Below are 25,435 nucleotides of genomic sequence, written 5' to 3'. Positions count from 1 at the left end.
CACCGGCGAGAGTCACCCTTTCGCCGGCACGCCGTCACCCCGGTTTGCATCGGTCTCCCGCCGCCACGACGGCGGGAGACCCGAACCCGATCCGGGCGGTCTCAGCGACGGTCGGGCACGCGGCCGATGCTCGCGTCCGACAGCGCCCGGACCGACAGCCCGTCGACGAACCGCTCGACGATCGCCCCCACCGGCCAGCGGTCGACCTCTGTGAGCAGGCGCGATGCCTCCGCGTCGGCGTGGCGGGCGTCCCACCCCTGCGCGTCCAGACTATTACGCAATGCCTCCAGGTAATCCGTTTCCGTAATTCCGGGAAGGTCTCGGACCATCGCCGTCGTCGTTCCGTAGAAAGAGCCCAGGCCGACGAAGACCCGGCCGCACTCACACCGGCCATGCGGCCGGTCCAGGTGCATGTCACAGAACGCACGCAGGGTTACGAGCTCACCTTCCACCGCCCAGTGGAAATCGTCGACACGCAGGCCCTGCGCGTACGCGGTGGCCGTGAGAAGTTTCATGACTCCCAAGCTCCTCGTGGTCGCCCGACCGCTTCCGGGTGGGAAGCGGATGCCCTCCGGATCTACGAGAAGACAACCATCCCCCACCGACAAAAGTCTCGGCTTAGCCATGATCGGGGTACTCTCGACGCACGTCCCGGACCGGCCGCGGGGACCGGCCCGAGACGATTCCGGTGGGAAGATCCAGTGGGAGGACGGCAGCCGGTGACTGCGCCTGTCGCCGCCACGGCCGACCCCGCCCCGGCCCCCGAAGGTGCCGGATCCGCCGAGGCCGCCGCGCCCCGCCAACNACGGCTCGCCGCGGGCGCCGCGACCTGGCGGGGTGTTCTGTTCCTGCTGCTGAACCTCCCTTTGGGCATTATCGGCTTCGTCTGCGTGACGACGGCGCTGGCCCTCGGTGCGGGCCTGGTGGTCACGGTGATCGGGATACCCGTGCTCGCGTTCGGCCTGCAGTTGTGCCGCGTGTTGGGCACCATCGAGCGGGTCCGGGCGCGGTGGCTGCTCGGCCTGCGGATCGGCGCGCCGTCGCGGCGGCCGCGCCGCCGGGCCGGCGGGCTCGGCTCGATGTTCGCCGCGCTGGCCGATCCAGTGTCCTGGCGTACCGCGTTGTACCTGTTCATCCGCCTGCCCTGGAGCATCATCAGCTTTGTGGCGGCGGTGCTGCTGCTCACCGTGGGCTGGGTGGTGCTGCCCTCGGCCACGCGCGGGCTCGTCGCGGTCGATCGGGCGATGATCCGCGGACTGCTCTCCCCGTCGGAGGGGGTGGAGCGACGGATCCGGGAGCTGGAGGCGGACCGGGGCGCGCTCGCCGACTCCGCCGCCGCCGACCTGCGGCGGATCGAACGCGACCTGCACGACGGCGCGCAGGCCCGGCTCGTCGCGCTGGCCATGGGCCTGGGGCTGGCGAAGGAGAAGCTCGCCGACGATCCTGACGCCGCCGCCCAAATGGTCGCCGAGGCGCACGGCGAGGCGAAACTCGCCCTGCAGGAGCTGCGCGACCTCGCCCGCGGCATCCATCCCGCGATCCTCACCGATCGCGGCCTGCCCGCGGCCCTGACCTCGCTTGCCGCCCGGTGCACCGTGCCCACCCGGGCCGCCGTCGAGCTGAGCAGCCGGCCGGCCCCCGCCCTGGAGGGCATCGTCTACTTCACCGCGTCGGAGCTGCTCACCAACATCAGCAAGCACAGCCAGGCCAGCGCCGCCACGATCGAGCTGCGCCGCCCCGACAGAGCCAGCCTGCTGCTGCGGGTCAGCGACGACGGCGTCGGCGGCGCGGATCCCCGCTGCGGTACGGGTCTCGCCGGTCTGACCGGGCGCCTGGACGCCATCGACGGCACCCTGGTCGTCGACAGCCCGCCCGGCGGCCCGACGCTGGTCAGCGTCGCGCTGCCCTGGCGGGATGCCACCGACGACCCCGGCTCCGGGCACTGATCTTCGGTGCCGTCCGCCGCCAGGGCACCGCTCGGGCGAAACCGTCAGACTGGCCGCGCCACCGGGCCCGTCTCGCCAGGTACGAGACCCGGCGTGCCCGGGTCAGGTCCGACAGCCGACTCCGCCGCAGCCGATCCGTCCCGTGGTGCCGCAGGCCGCGGACTGCCGGCCGCCCGACCCGGCAACAGCAGGGCCATCGGAACGGCGAGTACGGAGAACCCCAGCGTCCACCAGAACGCCACCGCGTAGGCGTGCGCCTGCGCGCCGAGGTCTACCGCGGCGCCACCCGACGTCGTCCCCCGTAGCTGATGGGCCAGAACCACCGCGAGCACGGCGGTGCCGAGAGAGCCGCCGATCTGCTGGAAGATGCGCACCGCCGAGGTGGCGCGGGGAATGTCGGTGGGACGTAGTCCATGGTAGGCCGCCGACATGACGGGGATCGACGCGGCCGCGAGGCCCATTCCCCGCAGCACCAGGGAGCCCCCGAGGAGGACCTCGCTCGTGTCCGCGCCGACCTGGGTGTAGGCCACCGAGCCCAGCACGCTGAGCACGATCCCGATCAGGACGAGCAGCCGCGGGCTGGTCCGATCGACCAGCCGGCCGACCAGAATCATCGCAAGCATCATGCCGAGCCCCTGTGGCGCGAGCAGTAGCCCGGCCTCGATGGCGCTGCGCCCCCGCACCTGCTGCTCGTAGAGCGGAAGCAACAACATCGCGCCGTAGAGCGAGAGCCCGAACAGGAACATCATCCCCGCGGAGCCGCAGAACGACGCGAAGCGGAACAGGCGCAGATCGATCAACGGAACGATTTTGGTCCGCAACGCGTGCCAGGCAAACACGGCGATCATCGCCAATCCGGTGAGCAGAGGCACCAGCGCCCTCGGGTCGGTGAAGTCGCCGCGCCGACCCGCCTCGGACAAGCCGTAGATCGCGACGGCGAGCCCCGGCGAGAGCAGGGCAAACCCGACCCCGTCGAACGGGTGGCGCTGCGCTACCCGCATCTCGGGCATCAGGCGCCAGGCCAGCGCGATGGCGACGACACAGACCGGCACGTTGACGAAGAAGATCCACCGCCAGCCGAGATCGTCGATGAGCACACCGCCGACGACGGGGCCGAGCACGGGGGTGAGCAGGGCCGGGACGGCCACCGTCGCCATGAGCCGGCCCAACCGCGCGGGACCGGCCGCCTGGGCGAGGATCGTCTGCATCAGCGGCAGCAGCAGCCCGCCCCCCGCGCCCTGGACGATCCGGAAGGCGATCAGGCTGCTCGCGGACCAGGCGATCCCGCAGAGCACGGAGCCCACCAGGAACAGCGTCAGCGACGCCAGCCACATCCGCTTACCCCCGAAGCGTTCGACCGACCAGCCGGTGAGTGGGATCACCACCGCGAGGGCCAGCAGGTAGCCGGTGCTGACCCACTGGATTGTCGACACGCCGACGTCGAAGGACCGCGCGAGGGTGTCGAGCGCGACCGACACGATCGTCGCGTCGAGCTGCACCACGACCGCTCCGACGAGAACGACCAGCGCCAGCCGGACGAGCTCGGGATCCAACCGGTCGCCACTGCCCGCGCCGGCGCCATCCGCCGTCGACACCTCGGCCTGCACAGCCATGGGCCCACACCTCCGGAACGGTTCAGGGGATCACGTCACGGCGCCACCAGCGCGGCGGATAACCGGCACTCGCCAACCCACGCCTGAACGATACACCGTCTCGCTTTCGCTACGGCGCATCGTGACTCGTACACCGTAACGATGTCGTCGGACCACGTAACCTCGAGGTATGGGTGACCACACCCGCGCGGAGAGACTCCCGGCGGTACCGACGGCCTTCGTCCCCCCGGCCCCCGCACACCGCCCGGCAGCACCCGCAGGCCCGACACCCACGAACCTGACCCCCACGAGCCCGACCCCCACGAGCCCGACGCTCGCCGGGGTGACGGGCGCGGCAGACCGCCCGGCGCCGGCGGGGGGGTCGTCCGGGATCGTCTGGGCCCGGCCGGCCGAACGCCGCCGGCCGCGGCTGACCCGGGAGGCGATCGTGGACGCGGCTGTCGCGATGGCCGACGCCGAGGGGCTCGAGGCGGTCTCGATCCGCCGGGTCGCGGCGGCGCTCGACGCCCGGCCGATGAGCCTGTACTCCCATTTCGACCGCAAGGACGACCTGCTCGCGCTGATGAACGACCAGGTGGCGGCCGAGGTGATCGTGCCCGAGCCGCTGCCGGCGGACTGGCGGGACGCCCTGCGCGCCATCGCCCACCGCACCCGGGACAGCAGCCTGCGCCATCCCTGGGTCCTGCAGACGCTCGCCTGCCATCCTCGCCTCGGCCCGAACGGGCTGCGCCACGCCGAGCAGTCCGCGGCGGCGGTGTCCGCCCTGCCGCTACCGCCCCGCCGGCGAGGTGCGCTGCTGCGCGCCGTCGACACCTACACCCTCGGGCACGTCACCGCCGAACTGCGGGAGCGCCAGGGCTATCTCGGCGGCGCCGACCGGGCGGGGGTGCAGCGCTATCTGACCGGCGTGCTCGAGAGCGGCCAGTACCCGCACCTGGCCCAGTTCCACAGCCAGGACCTCGTCCTGGTCGGTGAGGATGCCCGAGAGAGCTTCGCCGAGGGCCTGGAATGGCTGCTGGCCGGGATCGCGGCCGCCATCGGCGCGACACCGTCCTGACCAGCACCGCCCTGACCAGCACCGTCCCGATGTGCCCACCCGCGCCCACCGCGATCAGACGCTGCCCAGCACCCGGGTGATCCGCACCTCCAGGACGACCCGCAGCGGGTTGGCCCGCGGCTCGCGGTAACGCTGCGCGTAGCGCCGCTCCGCCTCCGCGATGCTCGCCGGATCGTCACGTACCACGGCCAGCCCCTCCAGCGTCGACCAGCGGCGCCCGTCGATCTGGCAGACCGCGACCGCGGTTCCCGCGGCGGGCCCCGCGGCGATCAGCCGCGCCTTGCGGGACCGGCCGGAGGTGATCACGCGGGCGAGCCCGGCCGCCGGGTCGAGGGTCGCGCCGACGGCGACCACGTGCGCGCTGCCGTCGGCGCGCACCGTGGTCAGGCTGCACAGGTGCCGCTCCCGCCAGAAGTCGAGGAACTCCCCGCCACGACCGGTCAGGTCGGGCGGCCGGGCGGACTGGTTCGACATGCCGCCAGCCTGCCACGGACAGGCGGGGCCGTCCGGCAGCCACGCAACCGGAGAGCACTGCCACGATACGCACCCAAAACAGCACCTTTACCAACCCGATACCCACACGACACGAGCCGGAAAGCACCGCTGCCGACCCTCGTCGCACGACGCATCTTCGCTGGTCCGACGCTCGCCCACGGACCACGGGGACACGCACAACGGCGGCGCAGGGACTAGGAGCGACACGCCGTTCGACTTCGGGACGATCGACACAGGGGACACCGCCTGGGTGCTGGCCAGCGCCGCCCTCGTCCTGCTCATGACGCCGGGCCTGGCGTTCTTCTACGGGGGGATGGTCCGGGTCGAGAACGTCCTGAGCATGATCATGCAGAACTTCTTCTGCATGGGCATCGTCAGCGTGCTGTGGGTCCTGGTCACCTACAGCCTGGCCTTCGGCGGGGCGAACGGGTTCGTCGGCGGGTTCGACCACGTCGGGCTCGCCCATATGAACGTCCAGGTCGCCGGTTACACGGGCGCGGCGGGGCAGACCATCCCGCCGGTCGTGTTCGTCTGCTTCCAGCTCATGTTCGCCGTCATCACGCCGGCGCTCATCACGGGGGCGAGCGCGGACCGGTTCCGGTTCAGCGCCTTCGCGCTGTTCATCGCGCTGTGGTCGGTGCTGGTCTACGGCCCGGTCGCACACTGGGTCTTCTCCCCCACCGGCTGGCTCTACGAGCACGGCGCCGAGGACTTCGCCGGGGGGACCGTCGTCCACGCCAACGCCGGCGCCGCCGCACTCGCGGTGGCTATCGTGCTGGGTCCCCGCCGTGGCTGGCCCAGCGGCGACTTCCGCCCGCACAACGTCCCGTTCGTTCTGCTCGGCGCGGGCCTGCTGTGGTTCGGCTGGTTCGGCTTCAACGCCGGCTCCGCGCTGCACGCCAACGAGCTGGCGGGCAGCGCGTTCGTGAACACCAACACCGCGGCCGCCTGCGCCATGCTGGGCTGGATTCTCATGGAGCGCCTGCGCGACGGGATGGCCTCCACGCTCGGCGCCGCCTCCGGCGCCGTCGCCGGCCTGGTGGCGATCACCCCCGCGGCCGGGTACGTCACCCCGGTCGGCTCGATCGTCATCGGTCTGCTCGCCGGCGGCGTCTGCGCCCTGGCCACCGCCGTCAAGGGCAAGGTCGGCATCGACGACGCCCTGGACGTCGGCGCCGTGCACCTCGTCGGCGGCGCGCTGGGCGCCCTGCTCATCGGACTGCTGGGTAGCAGCGACATCGGCGGCAGGGACGGGCTGTTCTACGGCGGCGGCAGCCGCCTGCTACGCGAGCAGATCGTCGCCGTCGCGGCGGTGGTGGCCTACTCGTTCGTCGTCTCACTGATCATCGCTGGGGCGGTGCGGCTGGTCCACCGGCTGCGGGTGACCGCGGACGAGGAGGCCGAGGGTCTCGACACCACCCAGCACGGCGAGGTCGCCTACCGGCTCTGGTGACCTCCAGCCGCTGGCGACCTCGATCCTGACCCCGACCCCGACCCTGACCCTGAGCCCGACCATGACCCTGACCCTGAGCCTCCCATCCCCGGTGACCCCGGCCGCGGGAGCCGAGGGTCGCGAACTGGCCGCAGGTCGGGCGTCAGGGCCGCACGCCGTCCGCGTCCGGGACGATGGTGACGCCGAGCCGGCGGTGGGTGAGCACCGGGAACTCGGCGCGGACGGCGGCCGGGAGGGCCGGGTCGAGCTCGGCGCGGACCCGGGCGGGGCCCTGGCCACCCTCGGCCAGCACCNCCCCCCACGGGTCTACGACGACGCTCGCCCCCGCCATGTCGCGGCCCGCGTGCCGGCCCGCGAGGTTACAGGCGACGAGGTGGACCTGGTTCTCGATCGCGCGGGCCCGGGTGAGCACGCGCCAGTGCTCCAGCCGGGCCGCGGGCCACGCCGACACGACCGCGACGAGATCGGCACCGGCGTCGCCGAGCAGCCGGAACAGCTCGGGGAAACGAAGGTCATAGCAGGTGGCCAGGCCGATGCAGCCGAGCTCGGTGCGCACGGCGTCGGCGGTCGTTCCCGGCGTGAGCAGCCTGGCCTCGTCGGATTCGTAGCCGAACAGGTGAATCTTCCGATACGTGTGCAGCATGTCGCCACCGGGACCGATCAGGGCGGTCGTGTTGTACAGCCGGCCGTCGTCGGCCCGCTCCACCAGGCTGCCGGCGACCAGGTGGAATCGGCGTTCCCGGGCCACCTCCCGCAGCGCGGTCAGCGTCGGGCCGGTCAGCGGCTCCGCCTGCGCCCGGTAAGCGTCGAAATGGAAGTAGCCGGTGGCCCACAGCTCGGGGAGCACGACGAGGTCGGCGTCGGTCCGGCGCAGTTCGGCCAGCACCCGGCGCACCCGGTCCGCGGCGCTCTCGCCGTCCGGGCAGTCGATCTGCAGGCACACGGTGCGGATGCGGCCGGCCGCCGGAGCGGTCGCCGACGCCGGTGCCGGTGCTGGTGCCGAAAGCGGTGCCGGTGTCGTCGGGTTCATGGCGGGTCTCCAGCATGTCGCGATCAGCTCAGGCCGAGCATCGACTTCCACTGCTGGGCGCTCGTCGGCCGGAAGACGTGGTTCATCCGCTTGACGACCGACAGGTCCTCGGAGGACTGCGGCGAGTACTGGTGGCCCGGAAAGACGGTGGTGGTGTCCGGCAGGGTGGCCAGCCGGCGCAGGCTGTCGTACATCAGCCCGGCATCGCCGCCGGGCAGGTCCATCCGGCCGCAGCCCTCCAGGAACAGGGTGTCGCCCGCGACAAGCCGGTTGTCGACGACGAAGCACTGGCTGCCGGGGGTGTGACCCGGGGTGTGCAGGAGCTGGATCGGGATCTCCCCGACCGTGACCACGTCGGCGTCGTCGTGCTCGACGAGGTCGGTGGCGGAGACCTCGGTGGCCCGGCGCACCCACTCGGCCTCGGCCCGGTTGACGTGGATGGGCACGGGCACGCGGGTGAGCAGCTCGCGGATGCCCTCGATCTCGAAACCGAACGCGGAGCCGCCCACGTGATCGGCGTGGTAGTGGCTGACGAGCGCGCCGGTGAGCCGCATGCCGTCGGCGGCGACCAGGGCGAGCAGGTCGTCCACCTTGTAGGCGGGGTCGACGACCACCGCCTCGCCGGTCTCCCGATCCCCGACGAGGTAGACGAAGTTGACCATCTGGGTGCCGACCGGGTCGCCGACGGCGAAGTCGCGGCCGGACAGAAGCTGGCGGAAGTACAGACGCTCGGTCATCCGTTCAGCTTATGAAGGTCCGCCCCGAGGTGGGACGAGCCGGCGACGTGGGGCTACATTCGGCGACATGACGGGGGATGAACCCACGTCGCGGACGCCGGCAACCGGCCCCCCGCAGCCGCCCGACGCCCGGGTCACTCCCCGCCAGGTGGCGCGCTGGCGTCGCTCCGGGCTGGTCCGCGACGGCGGCCGTGACCTGGCCCAGCTCCGGATGATCGGGACGCTGTGGCGGGCCGGGATCAGCCTGGGCCGCATCCGCGCTGCCTTCGACCGCGCGGCCACCCGTGCCGACCCCACAACGCACGACTCCGGATACGACTTCCGGCGTTACGCCGTGTATGCGGACGAACTGTACGTCCAGCACGCCGACGGAAGCTGGGAAGGCGACCGCCGCCCGGGCCAGCTCGTCCTCGACGAGGCGCTGCCCCTGCACCCGGTCGACGTCGCGCTTGTGTCCGGACCATCCGCTCGCCCGGCGCGCGCGGTCGTCACCCGCCCGGCGCCCCCCATCCGCTCGCCGGGCCCGATCGTTCCGGCCGATGTCGAGGCGATCCGGCGCTTCCTCGCCCGCCAGGACCGCCCAGAACCCCCACAGGATCGCCCAGAACCCCCGCAGGACCCGGAACCCCCGCAGGACCCGGAACCCCCGCAGGACCGGGAATCCGTCGCGTCATCCGGCGACCGGCCGGGGTGCCCGGTGGGCGGTGAAGAAATCGAGGATGGCGCCGGTGGCGTCGAAGGTGCGCCCGGCGGGTGAGTCGTGTGGGTCGCGGCGGGCCTCGGGACTCGCCGGCCACAGGTGGGTGCCGCCGAGGACCGTGTCGAACAGGACCTCGCCGCCGCCCGCGCAGCCGACGTAGCGGCGGGTGACGATCTCGGCGGCGGGCCGGGTGGTCAGCGGGGTCGGGTCGCAGCCGTAGCGATCGGCGTAGGCGCGGACCACCTCCGGCGCCGCGGGCACCCGGGTCGAGGAGCCCGCCACCACGCCGCCACCGTAGGGCACCGACGGATCGGCGGTGCCGTGCACGGCCATCGTCGCCGGCGCGCGCCCGGCGGGGCAACGGGCCTCGAAGGTCGAGGAGACCATGGCCACGGCGGCGAACCGGGCGGACCGGCAGACCAGCGCGGCGGCGAACTCGGCGCCGTTGGAATGCCCGGTGGCGTACACCCGCCGGCCGTCGAGGCAGAACCGGGAGGCGAGGTCGGTCAGCAGGGCACCGACGAAGCCGACGTCGTCGGCCCTGCCCGGCTCGCTCAGGGTGTTCCACCGGCGCGGCGTGCCGAGCGCGTCGGGAGTCACCACGACGAAGCCGCGCCCGGCGCCGGCCGCACCCAGGCGAGACCGCTGATCCTCCAGCGCCGCGTCCGCCTTGAAACCGTGGAAGTCGAAGACGACGGGATAGGAGAATCGCCCGTCGTAATCCGCGGGCACCGCCAACCGGTAGGAACGCCGGACGCCGTCGTGAACGAGAACGTGCACCCCGCCGGACAGCGGAACGCGTCCGGCGGACGCCGCACACCCGTCGCCGGCCGTCAGGCGGGACGAGCCCGCGGCCAGCCGCAGTGGCGGTGCGCCGGCAACCTGGCCGATGGTGGTCTCGGAGCGGCCGGGCAACACCGCCACGGCCAGCGACATGACCGCCGCCATGACGGCGATGCCCATCACGGCGAGCGGCCATCTCGGCACACTCCCAGCACGGAACATCTGACCACGGTACGAACAAGGCCCGGGAAATATGACGTCTGGCCACGGACGCCTGTCCGACTGTCCGCATCGGGACAGGCGCCCGGCAGCGGACCTTCGCCGACGAGGCTCGGCGTCCTCCCCGCGTGGCGAACCGCCGACCAGGCGGCCGACAGCCGCGGCATCGTCGCGATCGTTGCGGAACGGGTCGGTCTGCGGCGGTTTCCCGCACGTACGAACGCGGCGGGGGACAGAACCATAGACTGGCGGAAGGCGGCGGCGCACCGACGGCACCGGCTCACCCGCGCCCACCCGCCTCCTCTCCGAGGCGTTGGCCTGGCGGCCCGTGGCCCGCGCTCGACCGCTCCGCGTCCGACACACCGGCACCGCGCCAGCCACCGATCTCCCCGGGGGGCAACCATGACGTCCGCATCGGCTCCGCCCACGCCCGGCGCCGCGGCGGCGCCCGGTTCGAGGCCGCCGGCCCGCCCGGCGATCCTCACCGTCGACGACGACCCGAGTGTCTCCCGCGCGGTCGCCCGCGACCTGCGGCGCCAGTACGGGGAGCGCTACCGGATCGTGCGCGCCGAGTCCGGGGCGCAGGCGCTCGACGCGTTGCGGGAGATGAAGCTGCGCGGCGATCGGGTCGCCGTGCTGCTCGCGGACTTCCGGATGCCGGCGATGAACGGCATCGAGTTCCTCGAGCAGGCGATGGACCTGTACCCGACGGCGCGTCGCGTGCTGCTGACGGCGTACGCCGACACCACGGCGGCGATCGACGCCATCAACATCGTCGATCTCGACCACTACCTGCTCAAGCCGTGGGACCCGCCGCAGGAGAAGCTCTATCCGGTCGTCGACGGTCTGCTCGACGCCTGGCTCGCCGCCGACCACAGCCCCGTCACCGAGACCCGCGTGGTCGGGCACCGCTGGTCGGCGCGTTCCTACGAGGTGCGCGACTTCCTCGCCCGCAACCAGGTGCCCTACCGCTGGTACCTGTCCGAGGAGCCGGAGGGCGCGCGGCTGCTGGTCGCGGCCGAGGCGTCCCCCGACACGCTGCCGGTCGTGATCACTCCCGACGGGGTGACGTTGACCGACCCCACCGACGCCGAGCTCGCCGGCCGGGTCGGGCTGACCACCTCCCCCGCCGCGGACTTCTACGACGTCGTGGTGATCGGCGGGGGCCCGGCGGGACTGGGCTCGGCGGTGTACGCGGCCTCGGAGGGGCTGCGCACCGTCCTCGTCGAGCGCACGGCCACCGGCGGGCAGGCCGGCCAGAGCTCGCGGATCGAGAACTACCTGGGCTTCCCGGACGGCGTGTCCGGCGCCCAGCTCACCGACCGCGCGCGCCGCCAGGCGGTCAAGTTCGGCGCGGAGGTCCTCACCGCGCGCGACGCCGTCGCGCTGGAGATCTGCGGCCCGGCGCGCACGGTCCACTTCGACGACGGCCGGCAGATCTCCGCGCATGCCGTCGTCCTCGCCACCGGCGTGTCCTACCGGCAGCTCACCGCCCCCGGCCTGGACGAGTTCACCGGCCGCGGGGTGTTCTACGGCTCCGCGCTCACCGAGGCGCCCTCCTGCGCCGGGCAGGACGTCTACATCGTCGGCGGGGCGAACTCCGCCGGCCAGGCGGCGATGCACTTCGCCCGGCACGCCCGGCGGGTCACCATGGTCGTGCGCGGGTCGTCGCTGGAGGCGTCGATGTCCCACTACCTGATCCAGCAGATCGCCGGGGTCGAGGCGATCACCGTACGGACCTGCACCGAGATCGTCTCGGCGGAGGGCGACGGCCACCTCGAACGGCTCACGCTGCGCGACAACGCCAGCGGCGAGACCGAGACGGTCGACACCCAGTGGCTGTTCATCTTCATCGGCGCCGCGCCGCGCACAGGCTGGCTCGACGGCGTGCTGACCCGCGACGAGCGCGGGTTCGTCCTGGCCGGGCCGGACCTGGTCGTCGACGGCCGCCGCCCGCCGGGCTGGTCGCTCGACCGCGACCCCTACCACCTGGAGACGTCGGTGCCGGGGGTCTTCGTCGCCGGCGACGCCCGCGCGGAGTCGGTGAAGCGAGTGGCCTCGGCGGTCGGCGAGGGCGCCATGGCCATCGCGCTCGTCCACCGCTACCTGGAGAAGCATTGATGTGCCTCGCCGGAGCGAAGACGGCCCGACCAGGAGGGCGNTCATGAAGACGGTTCCCTGCGACGTCGACGAGCTGCGCACTCTGTTCCTGTTCGAGAAGCTCACCGACGACCAGCTTCACTGGCTGTGCGAACGCGGGCACGCCGAACTGCTCGAACCCGGCCCGGTCTACAGCGAGGGCGCGCCCGCGACCTGCTTCTACGTGCTCATCTCCGGCGCGCTGGTGATGTCCACCCGGGTGGGTGCCGACGACATCGAGGTTGTGCGCTCCTCCCAGCGGGGGGTGTACGCCGGCGCCTGGCACGCCTATCTCGGCGACCGGGTGCCCCAGCTCTACAAGAACTCGATGCGGGTGACCGAGCCCAGCCGCTTCTTCGTCCTCGACGCCGACGACGTGGCGACCGTGATGCGCGAGTGGTTCCCGATGGCCCTGCACATGCTCGAGGGCCTGTTCTTCGGCATGCAGAACACCCAGCAGGTGGTCGGCCAGCGGGAGCGGCTGCTCGCGCTGGGCTCGCTGTCCGCGGGGCTGACCCACGAGCTGAACAACCCGGCGGCCGCCGCCGTGCGGGCCACCTCGGCGCTGCGCGAGCGGGTCGCCGGCATGCGGCACAAGCTCGGCATGATCGCCGCTGGTCCGTATGAGCGGACCGAGCTGGAGGTGCTCATCCGCCTGCAGGAAGAGGCGGTGGAGCGGGTGGCGAAGGCACCGACGCTCACCCCGATCGAGGTCTCGGACCGCGAGGACCTCATCGGCGACTGGCTGGACGAACGTGACATCGGCGACGCCTGGGACGTCGCGCCGATCTTCGTGCAGGCCGGCCTGGACGTCGCCTGGCTCGACCACGTGGCCGACTCGGTGCCGGCGGGCGTGCTCGACGGCGCCGTGCGCTGGCTGACCTACACGGTCGAGAGCGAACTGCTCATGCGGGAGATCGAGGACTCCACCACCCGGATCTCGACCCTGGTCACCGCCGCCAAGCAGTACTCGCAGATGGACCGGGCGCCGTACCAGACCGTCGACCTCCACGAGCTGCTCGACAGCACCCTGGTCATGCTGGGCCGCAAGATCGGCGACGACGTCGAGATCCGCCGGGACTACGACCGGTCCCTGCCGGCGATCCCCGCCTACGCGGCCGAGCTCAACCAGGTCTGGACGAACCTGATCGACAACGCCGTCGCCGCGATGGACCACCGCGGCACGCTGACGGTGCGTACCTTCGCGGACCACGACTTCGGCGTCGTCGAGATCGGCGACAGCGGCCCCGGCATCGACCCCGCCATCCGGGACCGGATCTTCGAGCCGTTCTTCACGACGAAGGCGGTCGGCGAGGGCACCGGTCTCGGCCTGGACATCTCCTGGCGGATCGTGGTGAAGAAGCACCACGGCGACCTGCGGGTCACCTCCGTCCCCGGCGACACCCGCTTCCAGGTCCGCCTTCCCCTCGTCGCCCCCTCCGCCTCCGCCACCGACAGCCCAGCCGAGGACCCGCCCGCCAGCCCGCCGCAGTCCAAGCAGACGTGAATTCGCCCACCAAGATTTCACGTTTTCGGTGCCAGACCTGAATTCTGAACAGGGAGCACAGGAGCCGCCGGACCCGCGCCGGCGGGGTCCGCGAGCTGCTCCAGCAGGTCGGCGGCCTTCTCCTCGCGGCCGGCGCGCGCGATCTCGGCCTGCAGGCGGCGCGCCTGCGTCGCATAGCGGGGGTCGGCCAGCACCTGACGGACGGCCGTGCGGATCTGCTGCGCGGTCGGTGTCTGGGTACGCAGGTCGATGCCCACGCCGGACCAGGCCACCCGGGCGTTGACCTCGTTCTTGTCCTCGGTGCGGCCGGCGCCGACGATCGGCACGCCGTGCGAGAGCGCGAGCTGTGTCCCGCCGTACCCGCCGTTGGTGAGGAAGACGTCGATGTGCGGCATGAGCTCGTCGAAGGGGATGAAGCGTTCGACCCGGGAGTTGACCGGCAGCGTCCCGAGTTCGGCCGGGTCGGCGCCGCCGGTCACGGCGACCACCAGGATGTCCTCGCCGGCGAGCGCGTCCAGCGCGGGACGGATCAGCTGGGCCGAATCGGTCGCGACGGTGCCCTGGTTGACCAGCACGACCCGGCGGCCCGCCGTCAGTTCGGGCCACCAGGCCGGCGGCTGCCAGGCCGGGTCGGCCAACGGGCGCGGCGGGCCGACGAAGCACACCTGGGGCGGCAGATCCGGAACGGAATACTCGAAGCCGGGCGGGCTGAACTGCAGGTACAGCCGGCAGACCAGCGGATACTCGAACACCATCTGGGCGGTGGGCGCCAGGCCGAGCTGCCCGCGGACGTCGTTGACCGCGGCGGTCATCGGCCGGAACACGACCCGGCGCATGAGCTGGTCGAGCGCGCGGTTGCGCAGCCGTCCGACCAGGCCGGCGGACGGGGCCAGCCCGAGGCCGAAGGGCGCCAGCTCCCGGCTCGGGAAACCGAGCACGGTGATGCCGAAACCGGCGAACGCCGGGCCGCCGAGTTCCTGGATCAGTGCCGCAGCGATGAAGGCGGTGTCGCCGACGATGACGTCCGCGGATTCCCGCTCGAGCAGGGCGCGCAGATCCCGAACGTGTCCGAGCAGGGGAAGGGCGAACCCGTGGACCATCTCGAACTGGAGCTTGCGCAGTCCGGTCCGCTTCTGGTGACCGGGGAACCGCTCGTTCAGGTCGAGGACGCTGAAGTCGTTGTGGTGCTCGCTGAGGGGATGAAAGGTGGCGCCGGTGGCCGTGATGGCGTCGGCGAAAGCCGAACCGGCGTACCACCGGACGCTGTGGCCGCGCCCCACCAGGGTCCGGGCGACCGGGTAGGCCGGGGCGGTGTGGCCTACGCCGGGAGTGGTGGCGAACAGGAAACGGGCCACGGGAAGGTCACCTTTCGGCCGGACCGTCAGGCCACCGGGCTCAGTCCGCCGTCGAGGTTGACGGCCGTGCCGGTGATGTAGGCGGCCCGCGGGGAGAGCAGGAACGCGACGAGGTCGGCGAACTCCTGCGCCCGGCCCACCCGGCCCAGCGGGATGCCGGAGTCGCGCCCCATCCGCGCGTAGAGCTCGTCGATCCCGATGCCCTGCGCGGCCGCGGCCCGGTCCCACTGACCGCTCTCGACCATGCCGATGAGGATCGCGTTGACCCGGACGTTGTCCGGGCCGAGCTCCTTGGACAGGGCCTTGGTGAGCGCGAGTCCGGCGGCCCGGGTGACCGACGTCGGCATGGAGCCCGCGCCCGGCGCCCGGGCGCTGATCGACAGCGAGTTCACGATGCTCCCGCCGCCCGCCCGGCGCAGGTGCGGCAGGACGAGCCGGGACGCCCGCACCGCCGCGTGCAGCTTCAGGTCGAGGTCGCCCTGCCAGGCCTCGTCGGTCTGGCGCTCGAACGGCCCCGCGGAGCTGGCCCCGGCGTTGTTGACCAGGGCGTGGACGGCGTCCCACCGCTCGGTGGCAGCGGCGACGAACCGATCGAGGTCGGCCGGTTCCCGGACGTCGGCGACCACCGGCAGGACCTCCCCGGCCGAGCCACCCGCCGTCTCGGCGACCGACCGCAGCCGCGCGGCGTCCCGGCCGCAGAAGGCCACCCTGGCCCCCTCGGCGGCCAGGGTCCGCACCAGCGCGGCGCCGAGGCCGTCCGAGCCGCCGGTCACCAGCACGACCCGGCCCGAAAGCTGCAGATCCATCCCGCTCCCCTACTCCAGGCCGCCGCCCTGCCGGCCCTCCCACCGACGCCGGCCGTCCCGGAAGCCGGCCGTCCTACTGAAGGTAGTGCTCGACCTGGGAGACGCTGCCGGGCTCGGCGCCCTGCGGGTCCTGGCCGGCGTCGCGCCGGGCGCGGCGGCGGCGCAGCAGGTCCCAGCACTGGTCCAGCGCCTGCTCCAGGCGCTCGAGGCGCTCGTGCTCGGTCTCGGCGTCGATCTCGCCGCGGGCGCGGCGGCCCCGCAGCTCGTGCTCCTCGGCCACGAGGGCGCTGACCTGGGCGTAGATCCGCTCGTCGTCCACCCGCCCACTCAATCACGCCAGCCCGAGGCCGTGGGATCGGACCGCAAAGCGGAAGACCTTCGCGGAACGCGATTCTCGGGATGTGACCTGGCATACTGCGCGGGTGGAAATCGCGATGATGCGAGCCGCGGTCTGCCATCGGCTGGGCACGCCGGACGAGATCACGACCGAGCTGGTACCCAGACCCGAGCCAGGGCCGGGCGAGGCGTTGATCAGGGTGCACGCGGCGGCGGTGAACCTGCCGGACGTGCTCATCGCCGCGGGCCGCTACCAGGTGCCGGTGCCACCGCCGTTCACCCCCGGCAGCGAGTTCGCGGGGGTCGTCGTCGGCGTCGGGTCGCAGGTGACAGGCGTCCGGGTCGGTGACCGGGTGGCCGGCGCGGCGATGAGCGGCGCGTTCGCCGAGTACGTCGCCGCGCCGGCGACGTCGCTCATCCCGGTGCCGGCCGGGGTGGATCTCGCCACCGCCGCGGCGAGCTGGGTCTGCCACCTCACTGCCTACCACGCGCTGCGCTCGATCGCGGACATCGCGCCCGGGGAGCGGCTGGTCGTGCTCGGGGCCGCCGGCGGCGTCGGGCTCGCGACGGTGGAGCTGGGCGCGCTGCTCGGCGCGCGGGTGATCGCCGCGGCCTCCAGCCCGGAGAAGCTCGCGGCCTGCAAGGAGCGCGGCGCCGAGCACCTGATCGACTACGAGCGCACGCCGTTACGCGACGCGATCCGGGCGGCGGCCGGCGGCGCGGACGTGGTCGTCGACCCCGTCGGCGGACGCTTCGCCGAGGCGGCGCTGCGCACCCTCGGCTGGGGCGGGCGGTTCGTCACCGTCGGCTACGCCAGCGGAGAGATCCCGCGCATCCCCCTCAACCTGCTGCTGTTGAAGGGCATGATCGTGCGCGGCTTCGAGCTGCGCACCTTCCCCCAGTTCGAGCCGGAGCTTGCGGCGCGGGACCGGGCCGAGCTCGCCGAGCTGCTCGGCGCCGGCCGGGTCGCCCCCCTCATCGGCGCGCGCTTCCCGCTGGCCGCCACCGGTGCCGCCCTGACCCACGTCGCCGAGCGGCAGGCGATCGGCAAGGTCGTCCTGGAGATGACGGACGGCGACGACACCGGCGTCGAGGCCTGAGGTCATGGCCCCACTCCTGCCACCCCGGACCGGATGACTACTTTCCGTCACCATTCGCTGGTGTCGGCACCGCATGGGGGCACGGCCGCCCGGGTATGGACAGGACCGGGCTGCACGGGGTGCGTCGGGCCGCACGGGGTGGGTGAGGAGTCTTGGTACAGGAGCGTCCGGACCTCTTCGAGCTCCTGAACCTCGCGGTGACCGTGACGGATCTTCGCAGCGGCCGCCTGCGCCGGGCCAACGCGGCGGCCTGCGACCTGCTCGGCCGTTCCGAGGACGAGCTGATCGGCACGTACTGGCAGGACGTCACCGTGCCCGAGGAGCGCGCGCTGTGGCACGAGGAGATCCACCGGCCCGGCCAGCACGACCCGCCGTCCCGGCGGCTGGTCCGCCTGTGGCGCCCGGACCACAGCACCGTCCACGTCCTCGTCACCTCGGCGACGGTGCCCGGACCCGCGGGATGGGAGATCCTCAGCCAGCTCCAGGACGTCTCCGACGAGATCACCGCAAACGACCGGCTGCGCCTCATCCTGGACAACACGCCGGTATCGATGTTCCTGGTGGATCGGGCGGGGTTCGTCCTCGCCAGCGAGGGCCTCATGGACGCGACGCTGTCGCGTCTCGCCGAGCATCCCGACATCTCGGTGTTCACGCTCTTCGAGGACCTGCCCAACGCCCTCGGCCTGCTGCAGGCCGCGCTCGCCGGACGTCCCCTGCACAACGTCATCGAGGCGTTCGGCCGCTGCTTCGACCTGCATCTCATGCCGATCGAGGGACCCGAGGGCGAGGTGAGCTACCTGACCTGTGTCGCGACGGACGTCACCGAACACCAGCAGGCGCTGGCCACCCTGCGAACCCGCTCGGTCGAGCAGGCCATGGTGGCCGACCTGGGCCAGCAGGCGCTGGAGAGCCTCGACGCCGCCTCGATGTGGACCCGGGCCGCCCGGATTCTCGCCGAACATCTCGCGGCTGGAACCGTCCGGATCCACGAACTCGACGACACCGGTCGGCGCACCCGTACCCTCGCCGACGTCTCCCCCGCCGCCGAATCCCCCCACGACACCGAATCCCCGCACAACACCGGATCCCCCGCCGACCTGGCCCGAGCCGACCTGGCCCGAGCCGACGGCGGGACCGACGGGGCCTGGTGCCCGCCGCAGCCCCCCGCCGGGGCCGTCATCGGCGGCCACGAGCTCGTCGTGTCGACCGGCCGAGGTGATCGGCCGTCGGCGGTCATCGAGGTGAGCCGCCCCGCACCCGCACCGGCGTTCAGCGAGCAGGATGTGCAGTTCGTCCGCTCGGTCGGCGCCGTGCTGGGCGCGGCCGCGGTGCGCTTCCGGATGGAGGACGAGATCCGCCGTCGGTCCCTGCGCGACGGGCTCACCGGGCTGCCCAACCGGACGGCGCTGCTCGACCGGCTGGACCGGGCGCTGCAGCGGGCGCGGGGCGACGGGACCCGCATCGGCGTGCTGTTCATCGACCTCGACGGCTTCAAGACGGTCAACGACACCCTAGGCCACCAGGCCGGCGACCACCTGCTGCGGTTGACGGCGGACCGGCTCGAGCACGCCGTGCGGCCCGCCGACGTCGTCGGGCGGCTTTCCGGTGACGAGTTCGCCGTGCTCTGCGAGGACGTCGACTCTCCCGCCGTCATCGAGGCGATCGCCGACCGGGTGCTCGCCACCCTGGACACGCCCTGCGTGCTGCGCGAACGCACGGTCGTGCTGTCGGCCAGCATCGGCATCGCCCTGTCCGAGCCGGAGACCGCCGACGGCGAGGATCTGCTCAACGCCGCCGACATCGCGATGTACGCCGCGAAGCGTCGCGGGCCGGGGCGGCGGCTGGCGTTCGACGAGGTGATGCGCACCCGGCTGATGGCTCAGATCACCGAGAACGACGAGCTGCGCCGGGCCGTGTCCGCCGACGAGCTGGTCATGCGCTACCGGCCGATCCAGGACATCGACCGGGAGGTGGCCGGCGCGGAGGCGCTGCCGCACTGGCGACATCCGCACCGGGGGCTGGTGCCGCCCGCGCAGTTCCTGCCCGATCCCGCGCACGTCGGCCTGCGGGTGCCGATCGACCGCTGGGCCGTGGGCCGGGCCTGCCGGGCCGCCGCCGGGTGGGCGGACGAGCGCGCGGACGGCGCGCCACCACCGCTGCTGACCGTGGCTGTCTCCAGCCGCTGCCTCGTCGAGGCGCGGTTCGTTCCCGAGCTGGACGTGCTGCTGGCCGCCACCGGTGGGGACCTCCGCTACCGGCTGTGCCTCCAGATCGCCGAGCGGGAGGTCGCCGACGACGAGACGGCGCTGTCGGCCGTCTTCGGCGAGCTGCGGCGGCTGGGAGTCGACCTCTGCGTCGACGACTACGGGTCGGCCCGGACGATGGCCTCCGCCATGAACCGGGTGCCCTTCGGCTACATCCGGCTCAACGGGACGTTCGTCGACGGCGTCGACCGCAGCCCGGTGCGCCACGCTGCCTCGGGTGCCCTCATGCACTTCGCCCACGAGCTCGGCATCCGGACGATGGCCGGCGACGTCGGGACGGCCTCGCAGTGGGAGACGCTGCGGGCGCTGCGCTGCGACCTCTTTCTCGGCCCGGTGATCGGTCCGAGCACGGCGGGGCTGCCGCGGCTGGCCGGACGCGGGAACGAGCCGGACACCGCCCGCCGCCCCGCGGCCCCGTCTCGCGGACGGTGACGACCCCGCGCGGCGGCCGACTCCGAATGGTGACGGTCGGCGACAGCGACCCCCGCGGATTGGTGACGACGACGTCAGACCTGCCTCGATCACAAGCCGCCGCGAGCCACCCGGCGTCCCCTGGCCGCCCGCGGCGACCGCCGCTGCGGCGAGCACCGAGGACATCGCGACCGACGGGTCCACCGGGTCACCGTCGGCGCCGGCCCAGCGTCCGGCGGGTGCGTCCGCGCGCCGCGGCGGCCCGACGGGCCCTTCAGCAGCGGCCATCAGCGGACCGGGCAGCAGGTGACGGCCGCTCCGGCCGGGCACCGGTGCATCGGCTGCCCCGGGTCCGAATCTGAGGTTCAATGAGCGATGAAACATCTAACTTCGCACATGAGATGTACGGCGGGTTCCGGCGCGATCGGGATCGCGCCGTGGACATACACCTGCAAACGGGGCCTGCCCACACCCTGCGTCACGTGACATCGCTGTTAGAAATCGAGGTAGCCTCGTATGCTTAGGTGAGGCGCCGCCGCGTGCGGGCAGCCGCCCCGGCAGCGGTTCCGGCGGCTGGCATGGGTGCGTTCGTCCGGCGGCCCTGGGCCGACGGCTGCGGGCGAGATCCCGCCGGGGCCCACCGGCGTCCGCCCTCGATCCAGATACGGGTGGCGCTGTCGCTCCCGCCCAGGGCGGTGGCGCCTGATCCCCCCGGGCAGTAGAAATCAGGAAAGGCGTGACTCCCTCCGCTCTGCGAGAGGAACACGCGCGAGCGAGGAGGTCGAGAACGTGAGCCTTGTCACCAAGCCCGGTACCCGCTACCGGTCCGCCGTCGACCAGACGGAGATCATCGTGGTGAAACCCGCGAAGGGACCGATCGATCTGCGGTGCGGCGGCCATCCGGTCGTGGCGATCGGCACCGAGGCCCCCACCGGGCTCACTCTGGACCCCGCGTTCTCCGCCGGCACGCCGCTGGGCAAGCGGTTCGCCGACACCGACACCGGTCTCGAGCTGCTGTGCACCAAGGGCGGCACCGGTTCCCTGTCCATCGGGGAGGTCATCCTCGCCCAGAAGGACGCCAAGCCCCTGCCCTCCTCTGACTGACGGGTAGCCACGATGCACCTCGGGATGCTTCTCGAAATGGCCGCGGACGGCATGGCCGACCGGGTCGCGCTCGGCCCGTTGGCCTCCGGTCTGACCTTCGCCGAGCTGGCCAGCCGAGCCCGGCGCCTGGGCGCCGCGCTCGAGGCGCGGCCGGGCGAGCGGGTCGGGCTGATCGACCTGAACTCCCCCGCGGTTCCCCTGACACTGTTCGGCTCGGCGATCGCCGGCAAGCCGTTCGTGCCGATCAACTACCGCCTGGCGGATCCGCAGTTGCGCGCCATCGTCGCCCGCACCGCCCCGGCGACGATCATCGTGGGTGAGGGTGTCGTCGAGCGGGTCGGGCCGGTCGACGGCGTCGAGTTCCTCAGCCGGGCCGAGGCCCTGGCGCTCGCCGAGGACCCCGAGGGCAAGGAGAAGGACGGCTGGGGCGGCGACGCCGACGAGATCGCCGTCCTGCTGTTCACCAGCGGCACCACGGGCGAGCCGAAGGCCGCCGTGCTGCGGCACAGCAACCTGACCGAATACATCATCTCCACCGTCGAGTTCGCCGGCTCCGCGGAGGACGAGGCCGCGATCGTCAGCGTGCCGCCGTACCACATCGCGGGCATCTCGGCGGTGCTGTCGTCGACCTACTCCGGGCGCCGGGTGGTCCAGCTCGAGGCGTTCGACCCGGTCGCCTGGGTGCACATCGTCCGGCAGGAGTCGATCACCCACGCGATGGTCGTCCCGACGATGCTCGGCCGCATCCTCGACATCGTGGAGAAGGACGGCAAGGGCCTGCCCTCGCTGAGGTCGCTGTCCTACGGCGGCGGCCCGATGCCCCTGCCGGTCATCGAGCGGGCGGTCGGCCTGCTGCCGAACGTCGGCTTCGTCAACGCCTACGGGCTCACCGAGACCTCCAGCACCATCGCGGTGCTGGGCCCCGACGATCATCAGGCGGCGTTCGCCAGCGACGACCCGGCGGTCCGCGCCCGGCTCGCCTCCGTCGGCAAGCCGCTACCGACGCTCGAGGTGTCGATCCGCGACGCGGCCGGCGTCGAGGTGCCCACCGGCGAGCGCGGGGAGATCTCCGTGCGCGGCGGCCAGGTCTCCGGCGAGTACCTCGGCCGGGGCACGACGCTCGACTCCGACGGCTGGTTCCCGACCCGCGACGAGGGCCACCTCGACGAGGCCGGGTACCTGTTCGTCCACGGCCGGCTCGACGACGTGATCGTGCGCGGCGGCGAGAACCTGTCGCCGGGCGAGATCGAGGCGGTGCTGCTGGAGCACCCGAGCGTGCTCGAGGCCGCGGTCGTCGGGATCCCGAACAAGGAGTGGGGCGAGCAGGTCGTCGCCGCCGTCGTCACCTCCGGCGGGGTGACGGAGGAGGACCTCAAGGCGCACGTCCGCTCCCGGCTGCGCTCCAGCCGGACCCCCGACCACATCCAGTTCCGCGAGGAGCTGCCGTTCAACGAGAGCGGCAAGCTGCTGCGCCGAGTGCTTCGGACCGAGCTGTCCGAGGCCTTCACCTGATCGGTTCCGCATCGCGCGCCCGCCGGCCGGCTGCGACCGGCGGGCGCGGGGNGCGCGGGACGCGGGGNGTGCGGGGNGCGCGGGACGCCGCGTGCGGCGCCCGCGACGCGGCCCGCAGGCCGGCATCGGGTGTGCCGCGGACCGGCCGCCGTCCGGTGACGCGCGTCGGCGAGGACGAGGCGAGGATGAGCTCATCATGACTGTCGTTCCCACCGGTCCCGGTCCCGTCGGGGAGCCGGCGCTTGGCGCCGCGTCAGCCGGCGCCGCGGATCTCGCCCTGCCCCTGCAGGACGTCCTCGGGGTCCGGGAGACCGAGCCCGACGTTTTCGTCGGTGCCCGGGGCGCGCGCGCCCGCGCCGGCATCTTCGGCGGGCAGCTCGCCGGGCAGGCACTCGCGGCGGCCCAGCAGACCGCGGACTTCCCGGCGCACTCGCTGCACGGCTACTTCCTGCAGTCCGGCGACCCGGACATCCCGGTGAGCTACCACGTCGAGCGCCTACGCGACGGCCGCTCGTCGGCGGTGCGCCGCGTGGTCGCCCGCCAGCACGACCGCCGGCTGTTCGAGGTGATGGCGTCGTTCACCATCCCCAGGGAGGGGCTCGACCACGCCGATCCGGCCCCGCCCGATGTGCCCGATCCGGAGTCGGTCGCCGACCTGCCCAGCCATCTCGCCGCCTGGGGGTTCGACGGCCCGCTGCCCCCGCACTTCGCGGTGCTGGACTTCCGGCCGGTCAGCGTCGTGTCCCCGCTCGCGCCGCGGGCGTATCCCCCCAGCCAGCAGGTCTGGTTCCGGGTCAGGACCGCGCTGGGGGACGATCCCCGCGTCCACCTGCAGGCGATCACCTACGCGTCCGATCTGTACCTGCTCGCCACCTCCCTGCGGCCACACGGCATCGCGTCGGCCAGCCCGGGGGTGTCGTTCGCCAGCCTCGACCACGCGATCTGGTTCCACCGCCCGTTCCGGGCCGACGAGTGGCTGCTGCACGACCAGCACTCCCCGACCGCCTCCGCCGGACGCGGATACTCGACCGGCAAGATCTTCCGGCGGGACGGCNCCCTGGTCGCGACGACCGCCCAGCAGGGTTTCATCCGCCCGCCGGCCGGCGCCGTCGGCGAGCAGCGCCCGCCGACGCGCTAGGACCGCGCCGCCCGGTAGATGTCCGGGACACCGTCGTGGTCGTCATCGGCCGTCTCGAGCTGGTGGATCCGCGCGTAGACGCGGTTGCGCAGCCGCAGCACCATCGTCGCCAGCAGGGCAGCGATGACCGAAGCGGCCAGCACACCCACCTTCACGTGATCGTCGCGGGCGCTGCCGGGTCCGAACGCCAGCTCCCCGATGAGCAGCGACACCGTGAACCCGATCCCGCCGAGCAGCGCGAGCCCCGCGACGTCGATCCAGGCCAGGCCGCCGTCGAGGCTCGCCCCGGTGAACCGGGCGACGAGCCAGGTCGTCGCGAAGATCCCGACCGCCTTGCCGACGACCAGGCCGACGACGACGCCGAGGGCGGCCCGGTCGGACAGCGCGTCGGCGAGGCCCCCGAACCCACCGACGGTCACCCCCGCCGAGCAGAAGGCGAAGACCGGCACAGCGACGCCCGCCGACACCGGCCGCCACCGGTGCTCGAAGTGTTCCGCCAGCCCCGGGCCCGCCTGCGGTCCCCCGCCCCCCTCGCTGCGCGCCACCGGCACCGCGAAGCCGAGCAGCACCCCGGCGACCGTGGCGTGCACCCCGGAAGCATGGACGAGCGTCCAGGTGAGCACCGCGAGCGGCAGCAGCAGCCACCACGCCCGCACCCGGCGCTGCACCAGCACCGTGAAAGCCGCCAGCGGGACGACGGCGACGACCAGTGGCACCGCGGACAGCTCACCCGTGTAGGCGACGGCGATGATCGCGATCGCCAGCAGGTCGTCAACCACGGCGAGGGTCAGCAGGAAGGTCCGCAGCGCCGTGGGCAGGCTCCTGCCGACGACCGCGAGCACCGACAGAGCGAAGGCGATGTCGGTGGCGGTCGGGATCGCCCATCCCCGCAACGCCCCGCTGTGCAGGTTCACCAGCGAGTACAACACGGCCGGGACGGCGACTCCGCCCGCGGCGGCGGCCACCGGCACCGCCGCCCGGCTCGGGTCGCGCAGGTCCCCGGCGACGAACTCACGCTTGAGTTCGAGACCGGCGACGAAGAAGAAGACGGCCAGCAGCCCGTCGGCCGCCCACTCGCGGACCGAGAGGTCCAGGTGCAGCGCCGCCGGGCCGAAGTCGGTGGCCAGCAACGCATCATAGGTGCCCGACCAGGGTGAGTTCGCCCAGCCGAGGGCCAGGACGGTGGCGGCGAGCAGCAGCGCCCCACCGATCGTCTCCTCGCGCAGGATCCCCGCGATCCGCCGGGTCTCCGCCCAGGAGCCGCGGGCGAACAGGAGGGCACGTCGCGTCGGCGGGTTCAGAACGGTCTCCCAGCGTCCGGGGTCGGGTGGATCACCGCCGACCAGACTTCCCGGCACACCGCGGTCGAGTCTAGCCGTCCGCCGCCGCCCAACCGGCGGCGTGCCGCCCGGCGACCCGCCCCCGCACGGTCGCCGCCCCCACGCTGACCATCGCGAGCAGCACCGGATGGCCGCAGCGCCACCCGCGGTCCGCCCCCACGCTCCCCACCTGCACCCAGCCGACCAGCACCGCGGCCACCACCGTGAACCCGGCCAGCCGGGCGGCCGACCGCCAGGGCAGGATCGACCCGATCAGCACCGCGGGCAGCGCGATCGGGGCGAGGGTCCCCCAGCGGTCGCCGAACTGCGCGGCGAGCAGGGCGACGACGGCGGTCGCCCCCAGGGCACCGCGCAGCAGGTCCCCGGCGGCGGCCCGCCCGACGCGTCAGC

At 73.0% G+C, this 25,435-nt stretch carries 22 protein-coding genes and 2 pseudogenes; 12 read left to right on the top strand and 12 right to left on the bottom strand.

The genetic code is table 11. The features are described 5' to 3' along the window. Nucleotides 1–101: 101 nt before the first annotated feature. Entirely contained in the window at nt 102–515 is a 414-nt protein-coding gene (locus FF36_RS00720) for a DUF7715 family protein (protein WP_044882957.1), read from the bottom strand. Between the two features lie 327 nt (nt 516–842). Here FF36_RS00720 and FF36_RS00715 point away from each other — a divergent pair, with 327 nt between their 5' ends. After that, complete coding sequence (locus FF36_RS00715) at nt 843–1,946, top strand: sensor histidine kinase (protein ID WP_220386700.1); 1,104 nt, start codon at nt 843–845, stop codon at nt 1,944–1,946. A gap of 44 nt (nt 1,947–1,990) precedes the next feature. Here the strand turns inward: FF36_RS00715 and FF36_RS00710 are convergent, their stop codons facing one another. Continuing rightward, complete coding sequence (locus FF36_RS00710; RefSeq protein ID WP_044882955.1) at nt 1,991–3,559, bottom strand: DHA2 family efflux MFS transporter permease subunit; 1,569 nt, start codon at nt 3,557–3,559, stop codon at nt 1,991–1,993. A gap of 322 nt (nt 3,560–3,881) precedes the next feature. Here FF36_RS00710 and FF36_RS00705 point away from each other — a divergent pair, with 322 nt between their 5' ends. Beyond that, nucleotides 3,882–4,616 carry a TetR/AcrR family transcriptional regulator gene (locus FF36_RS00705; protein ID WP_044882954.1) on the top strand — a complete coding sequence of 245 codons (735 nt, stop codon included), beginning with the start codon at nt 3,882–3,884 and terminating at the stop codon, nt 4,614–4,616. Nucleotides 4,617–4,670: 54 nt separating this feature from the next. Here the strand turns inward: FF36_RS00705 and FF36_RS00700 are convergent, their stop codons facing one another. Then, nucleotides 4,671–5,090, bottom strand: a complete 420-nt coding sequence (locus FF36_RS00700) for a pyridoxamine 5'-phosphate oxidase family protein (protein ID WP_044882953.1) — start codon at nt 5,088–5,090, stop codon at nt 4,671–4,673. A 271-nt stretch (nt 5,091–5,361) separates the two neighbouring features. Here FF36_RS00700 and FF36_RS00695 point away from each other — a divergent pair, with 271 nt between their 5' ends. Next, on the top strand, nt 5,362–6,564 hold the full coding sequence (locus FF36_RS00695) for an ammonium transporter (RefSeq protein ID WP_277912812.1): 1,203 nt from the start codon (nt 5,362–5,364) through the stop codon (nt 6,562–6,564). A 142-nt stretch (nt 6,565–6,706) separates the two neighbouring features. Here FF36_RS00695 and FF36_RS39835 read toward each other — a convergent pair. The 3 genes and pseudogenes from FF36_RS39835 to FF36_RS00685 form a co-directional block, all read right to left on the bottom strand. Then, nucleotides 6,707–6,857: pseudogene (locus FF36_RS39835) on the bottom strand (carbon-nitrogen family hydrolase); the annotation flags it as partial. 1 nt (nt 6,858) lies between these two features. Continuing rightward, the coding region (locus tag FF36_RS00690; protein ID WP_242422211.1) for a nitrilase-related carbon-nitrogen hydrolase at nt 6,859–7,594 on the bottom strand (736 nt) is incomplete at its 3' end. A 23-nt stretch (nt 7,595–7,617) separates the two neighbouring features. After that, nucleotides 7,618–8,331: an MBL fold metallo-hydrolase gene (locus tag FF36_RS00685; protein ID WP_044882952.1), complete on the bottom strand. Its 714-nt coding sequence runs from the start codon at nt 8,329–8,331 to the stop codon at nt 7,618–7,620. A gap of 67 nt (nt 8,332–8,398) precedes the next feature. Here FF36_RS00685 and FF36_RS33870 point away from each other — a divergent pair, with 67 nt between their 5' ends. Then, nucleotides 8,399–9,088, top strand: coding sequence for a helix-turn-helix domain-containing protein (locus FF36_RS33870; protein ID WP_052680870.1), 690 nt, complete (start codon nt 8,399–8,401; stop codon nt 9,086–9,088). Here the strand turns inward: FF36_RS33870 and FF36_RS00675 are convergent. Then, nucleotides 9,002–10,018 (bottom strand): CE1 family esterase, encoded by a 1,017-nt coding sequence (locus FF36_RS00675; RefSeq protein WP_236706247.1) that lies wholly within the window; start codon nt 10,016–10,018, stop codon nt 9,002–9,004. The genes FF36_RS33870 and FF36_RS00675 overlap by 87 nt on opposite strands. Nucleotides 10,019–10,435: 417 nt before the next feature. On the opposite strand from FF36_RS00675, the gene FF36_RS00670 reads away from it, so the two are divergent. After that, nucleotides 10,436–12,154, top strand: a complete 1,719-nt coding sequence (locus FF36_RS00670; RefSeq protein ID WP_199865293.1) for an NAD(P)/FAD-dependent oxidoreductase — start codon at nt 10,436–10,438, stop codon at nt 12,152–12,154. Between the two features lie 43 nt (nt 12,155–12,197). Then, nucleotides 12,198–13,679 (top strand): ATP-binding protein, encoded by a 1,482-nt coding sequence (locus FF36_RS00665; RefSeq protein ID WP_044882950.1) that lies wholly within the window; start codon nt 12,198–12,200, stop codon nt 13,677–13,679. A 17-nt stretch (nt 13,680–13,696) separates the two neighbouring features. Here FF36_RS00665 and FF36_RS00660 read toward each other — a convergent pair whose 3' ends face one another. The 3 genes from FF36_RS00660 to FF36_RS00650 all read right to left on the bottom strand — a co-directional run bounded on the left by FF36_RS00660 (nt 13,697) and on the right by FF36_RS00650 (nt 16,159). Then, complete coding sequence (locus tag FF36_RS00660) at nt 13,697–15,034, bottom strand: glycosyltransferase (protein WP_044882949.1); 1,338 nt, start codon at nt 15,032–15,034, stop codon at nt 13,697–13,699. 26 nt (nt 15,035–15,060) lie between these two features. Beyond that, a complete protein-coding gene (locus FF36_RS00655) occupies nt 15,061–15,840 on the bottom strand; it encodes an SDR family oxidoreductase (RefSeq protein WP_044882948.1) in 780 nt (259 codons plus the stop codon). A gap of 73 nt (nt 15,841–15,913) precedes the next feature. Next, nucleotides 15,914–16,159 carry a DUF2630 family protein gene (locus FF36_RS00650; RefSeq protein ID WP_041939026.1) on the bottom strand — a complete coding sequence of 82 codons (246 nt, stop codon included), beginning with the start codon at nt 16,157–16,159 and terminating at the stop codon, nt 15,914–15,916. A 118-nt stretch (nt 16,160–16,277) separates the two neighbouring features. Here FF36_RS00650 and FF36_RS00645 point away from each other — a divergent pair, with 118 nt between their 5' ends. The 6 genes and pseudogenes from FF36_RS00645 to FF36_RS39830 all read left to right on the top strand — a co-directional run. Further along, the gene (locus tag FF36_RS00645) at nt 16,278–17,276 is read left to right on the top strand and encodes an NADPH:quinone oxidoreductase family protein (protein ID WP_044883047.1); all 999 of its coding nucleotides are present in this window, start codon (nt 16,278–16,280) and stop codon (nt 17,274–17,276) included. Nucleotides 17,277–17,428: 152 nt separating this feature from the next. After that, nucleotides 17,429–19,972: a sensor domain-containing protein gene (locus tag FF36_RS00640; RefSeq protein WP_044882947.1), complete on the top strand. Its 2,544-nt coding sequence runs from the start codon at nt 17,429–17,431 to the stop codon at nt 19,970–19,972. Nucleotides 19,973–20,740: 768 nt separating this feature from the next. Continuing rightward, nucleotides 20,741–21,055: a hypothetical protein gene (locus FF36_RS00635; protein ID WP_011603124.1), complete on the top strand. Its 315-nt coding sequence runs from the start codon at nt 20,741–20,743 to the stop codon at nt 21,053–21,055. A gap of 12 nt (nt 21,056–21,067) precedes the next feature. Next, nucleotides 21,068–22,567: a class I adenylate-forming enzyme family protein gene (locus FF36_RS00630; protein ID WP_044882946.1), complete on the top strand. Its 1,500-nt coding sequence runs from the start codon at nt 21,068–21,070 to the stop codon at nt 22,565–22,567. A gap of 196 nt (nt 22,568–22,763) precedes the next feature. After that, nucleotides 22,764–23,621: pseudogene (locus tag FF36_RS00625) on the top strand (acyl-CoA thioesterase); the annotation flags it as partial. Between the two features lies 1 nt (nt 23,622). Next, nucleotides 23,623–23,705: hypothetical protein (locus FF36_RS39830; protein ID WP_277912814.1), on the top strand; the 83-nt coding region annotated here is incomplete at its 5' end. On the opposite strand, the gene nhaA is transcribed toward FF36_RS39830, so the two are convergent. Together nhaA and FF36_RS31315 are read right to left on the bottom strand one after the other, a co-directional pair. Beyond that, nucleotides 23,702–25,051: a Na+/H+ antiporter NhaA gene (gene nhaA, locus FF36_RS00620; protein ID WP_479686764.1), complete on the bottom strand. Its 1,350-nt coding sequence runs from the start codon at nt 25,049–25,051 to the stop codon at nt 23,702–23,704. The two genes, FF36_RS39830 and nhaA, sit on opposite strands and share 4 nt — an antisense overlap. Nucleotides 25,052–25,076: 25 nt before the next feature. Beyond that, nucleotides 25,077–25,304, bottom strand: a complete 228-nt coding sequence (locus tag FF36_RS31315; protein ID WP_052680869.1) for a hypothetical protein — start codon at nt 25,302–25,304, stop codon at nt 25,077–25,079. Nucleotides 25,305–25,435: the final 131 nt, after the last annotated feature.

Origin of the sequence: Frankia torreyi (genome assembly GCF_000948395.1) — a bacterium.
GTDB lineage: Bacteria > Actinomycetota > Actinomycetes > Frankiales > Frankiaceae > Frankia > Frankia torreyi.
Note: the sequence above shows the minus strand (reverse complement) of the source record. Positions and strands in the feature narration are given on the sequence as shown.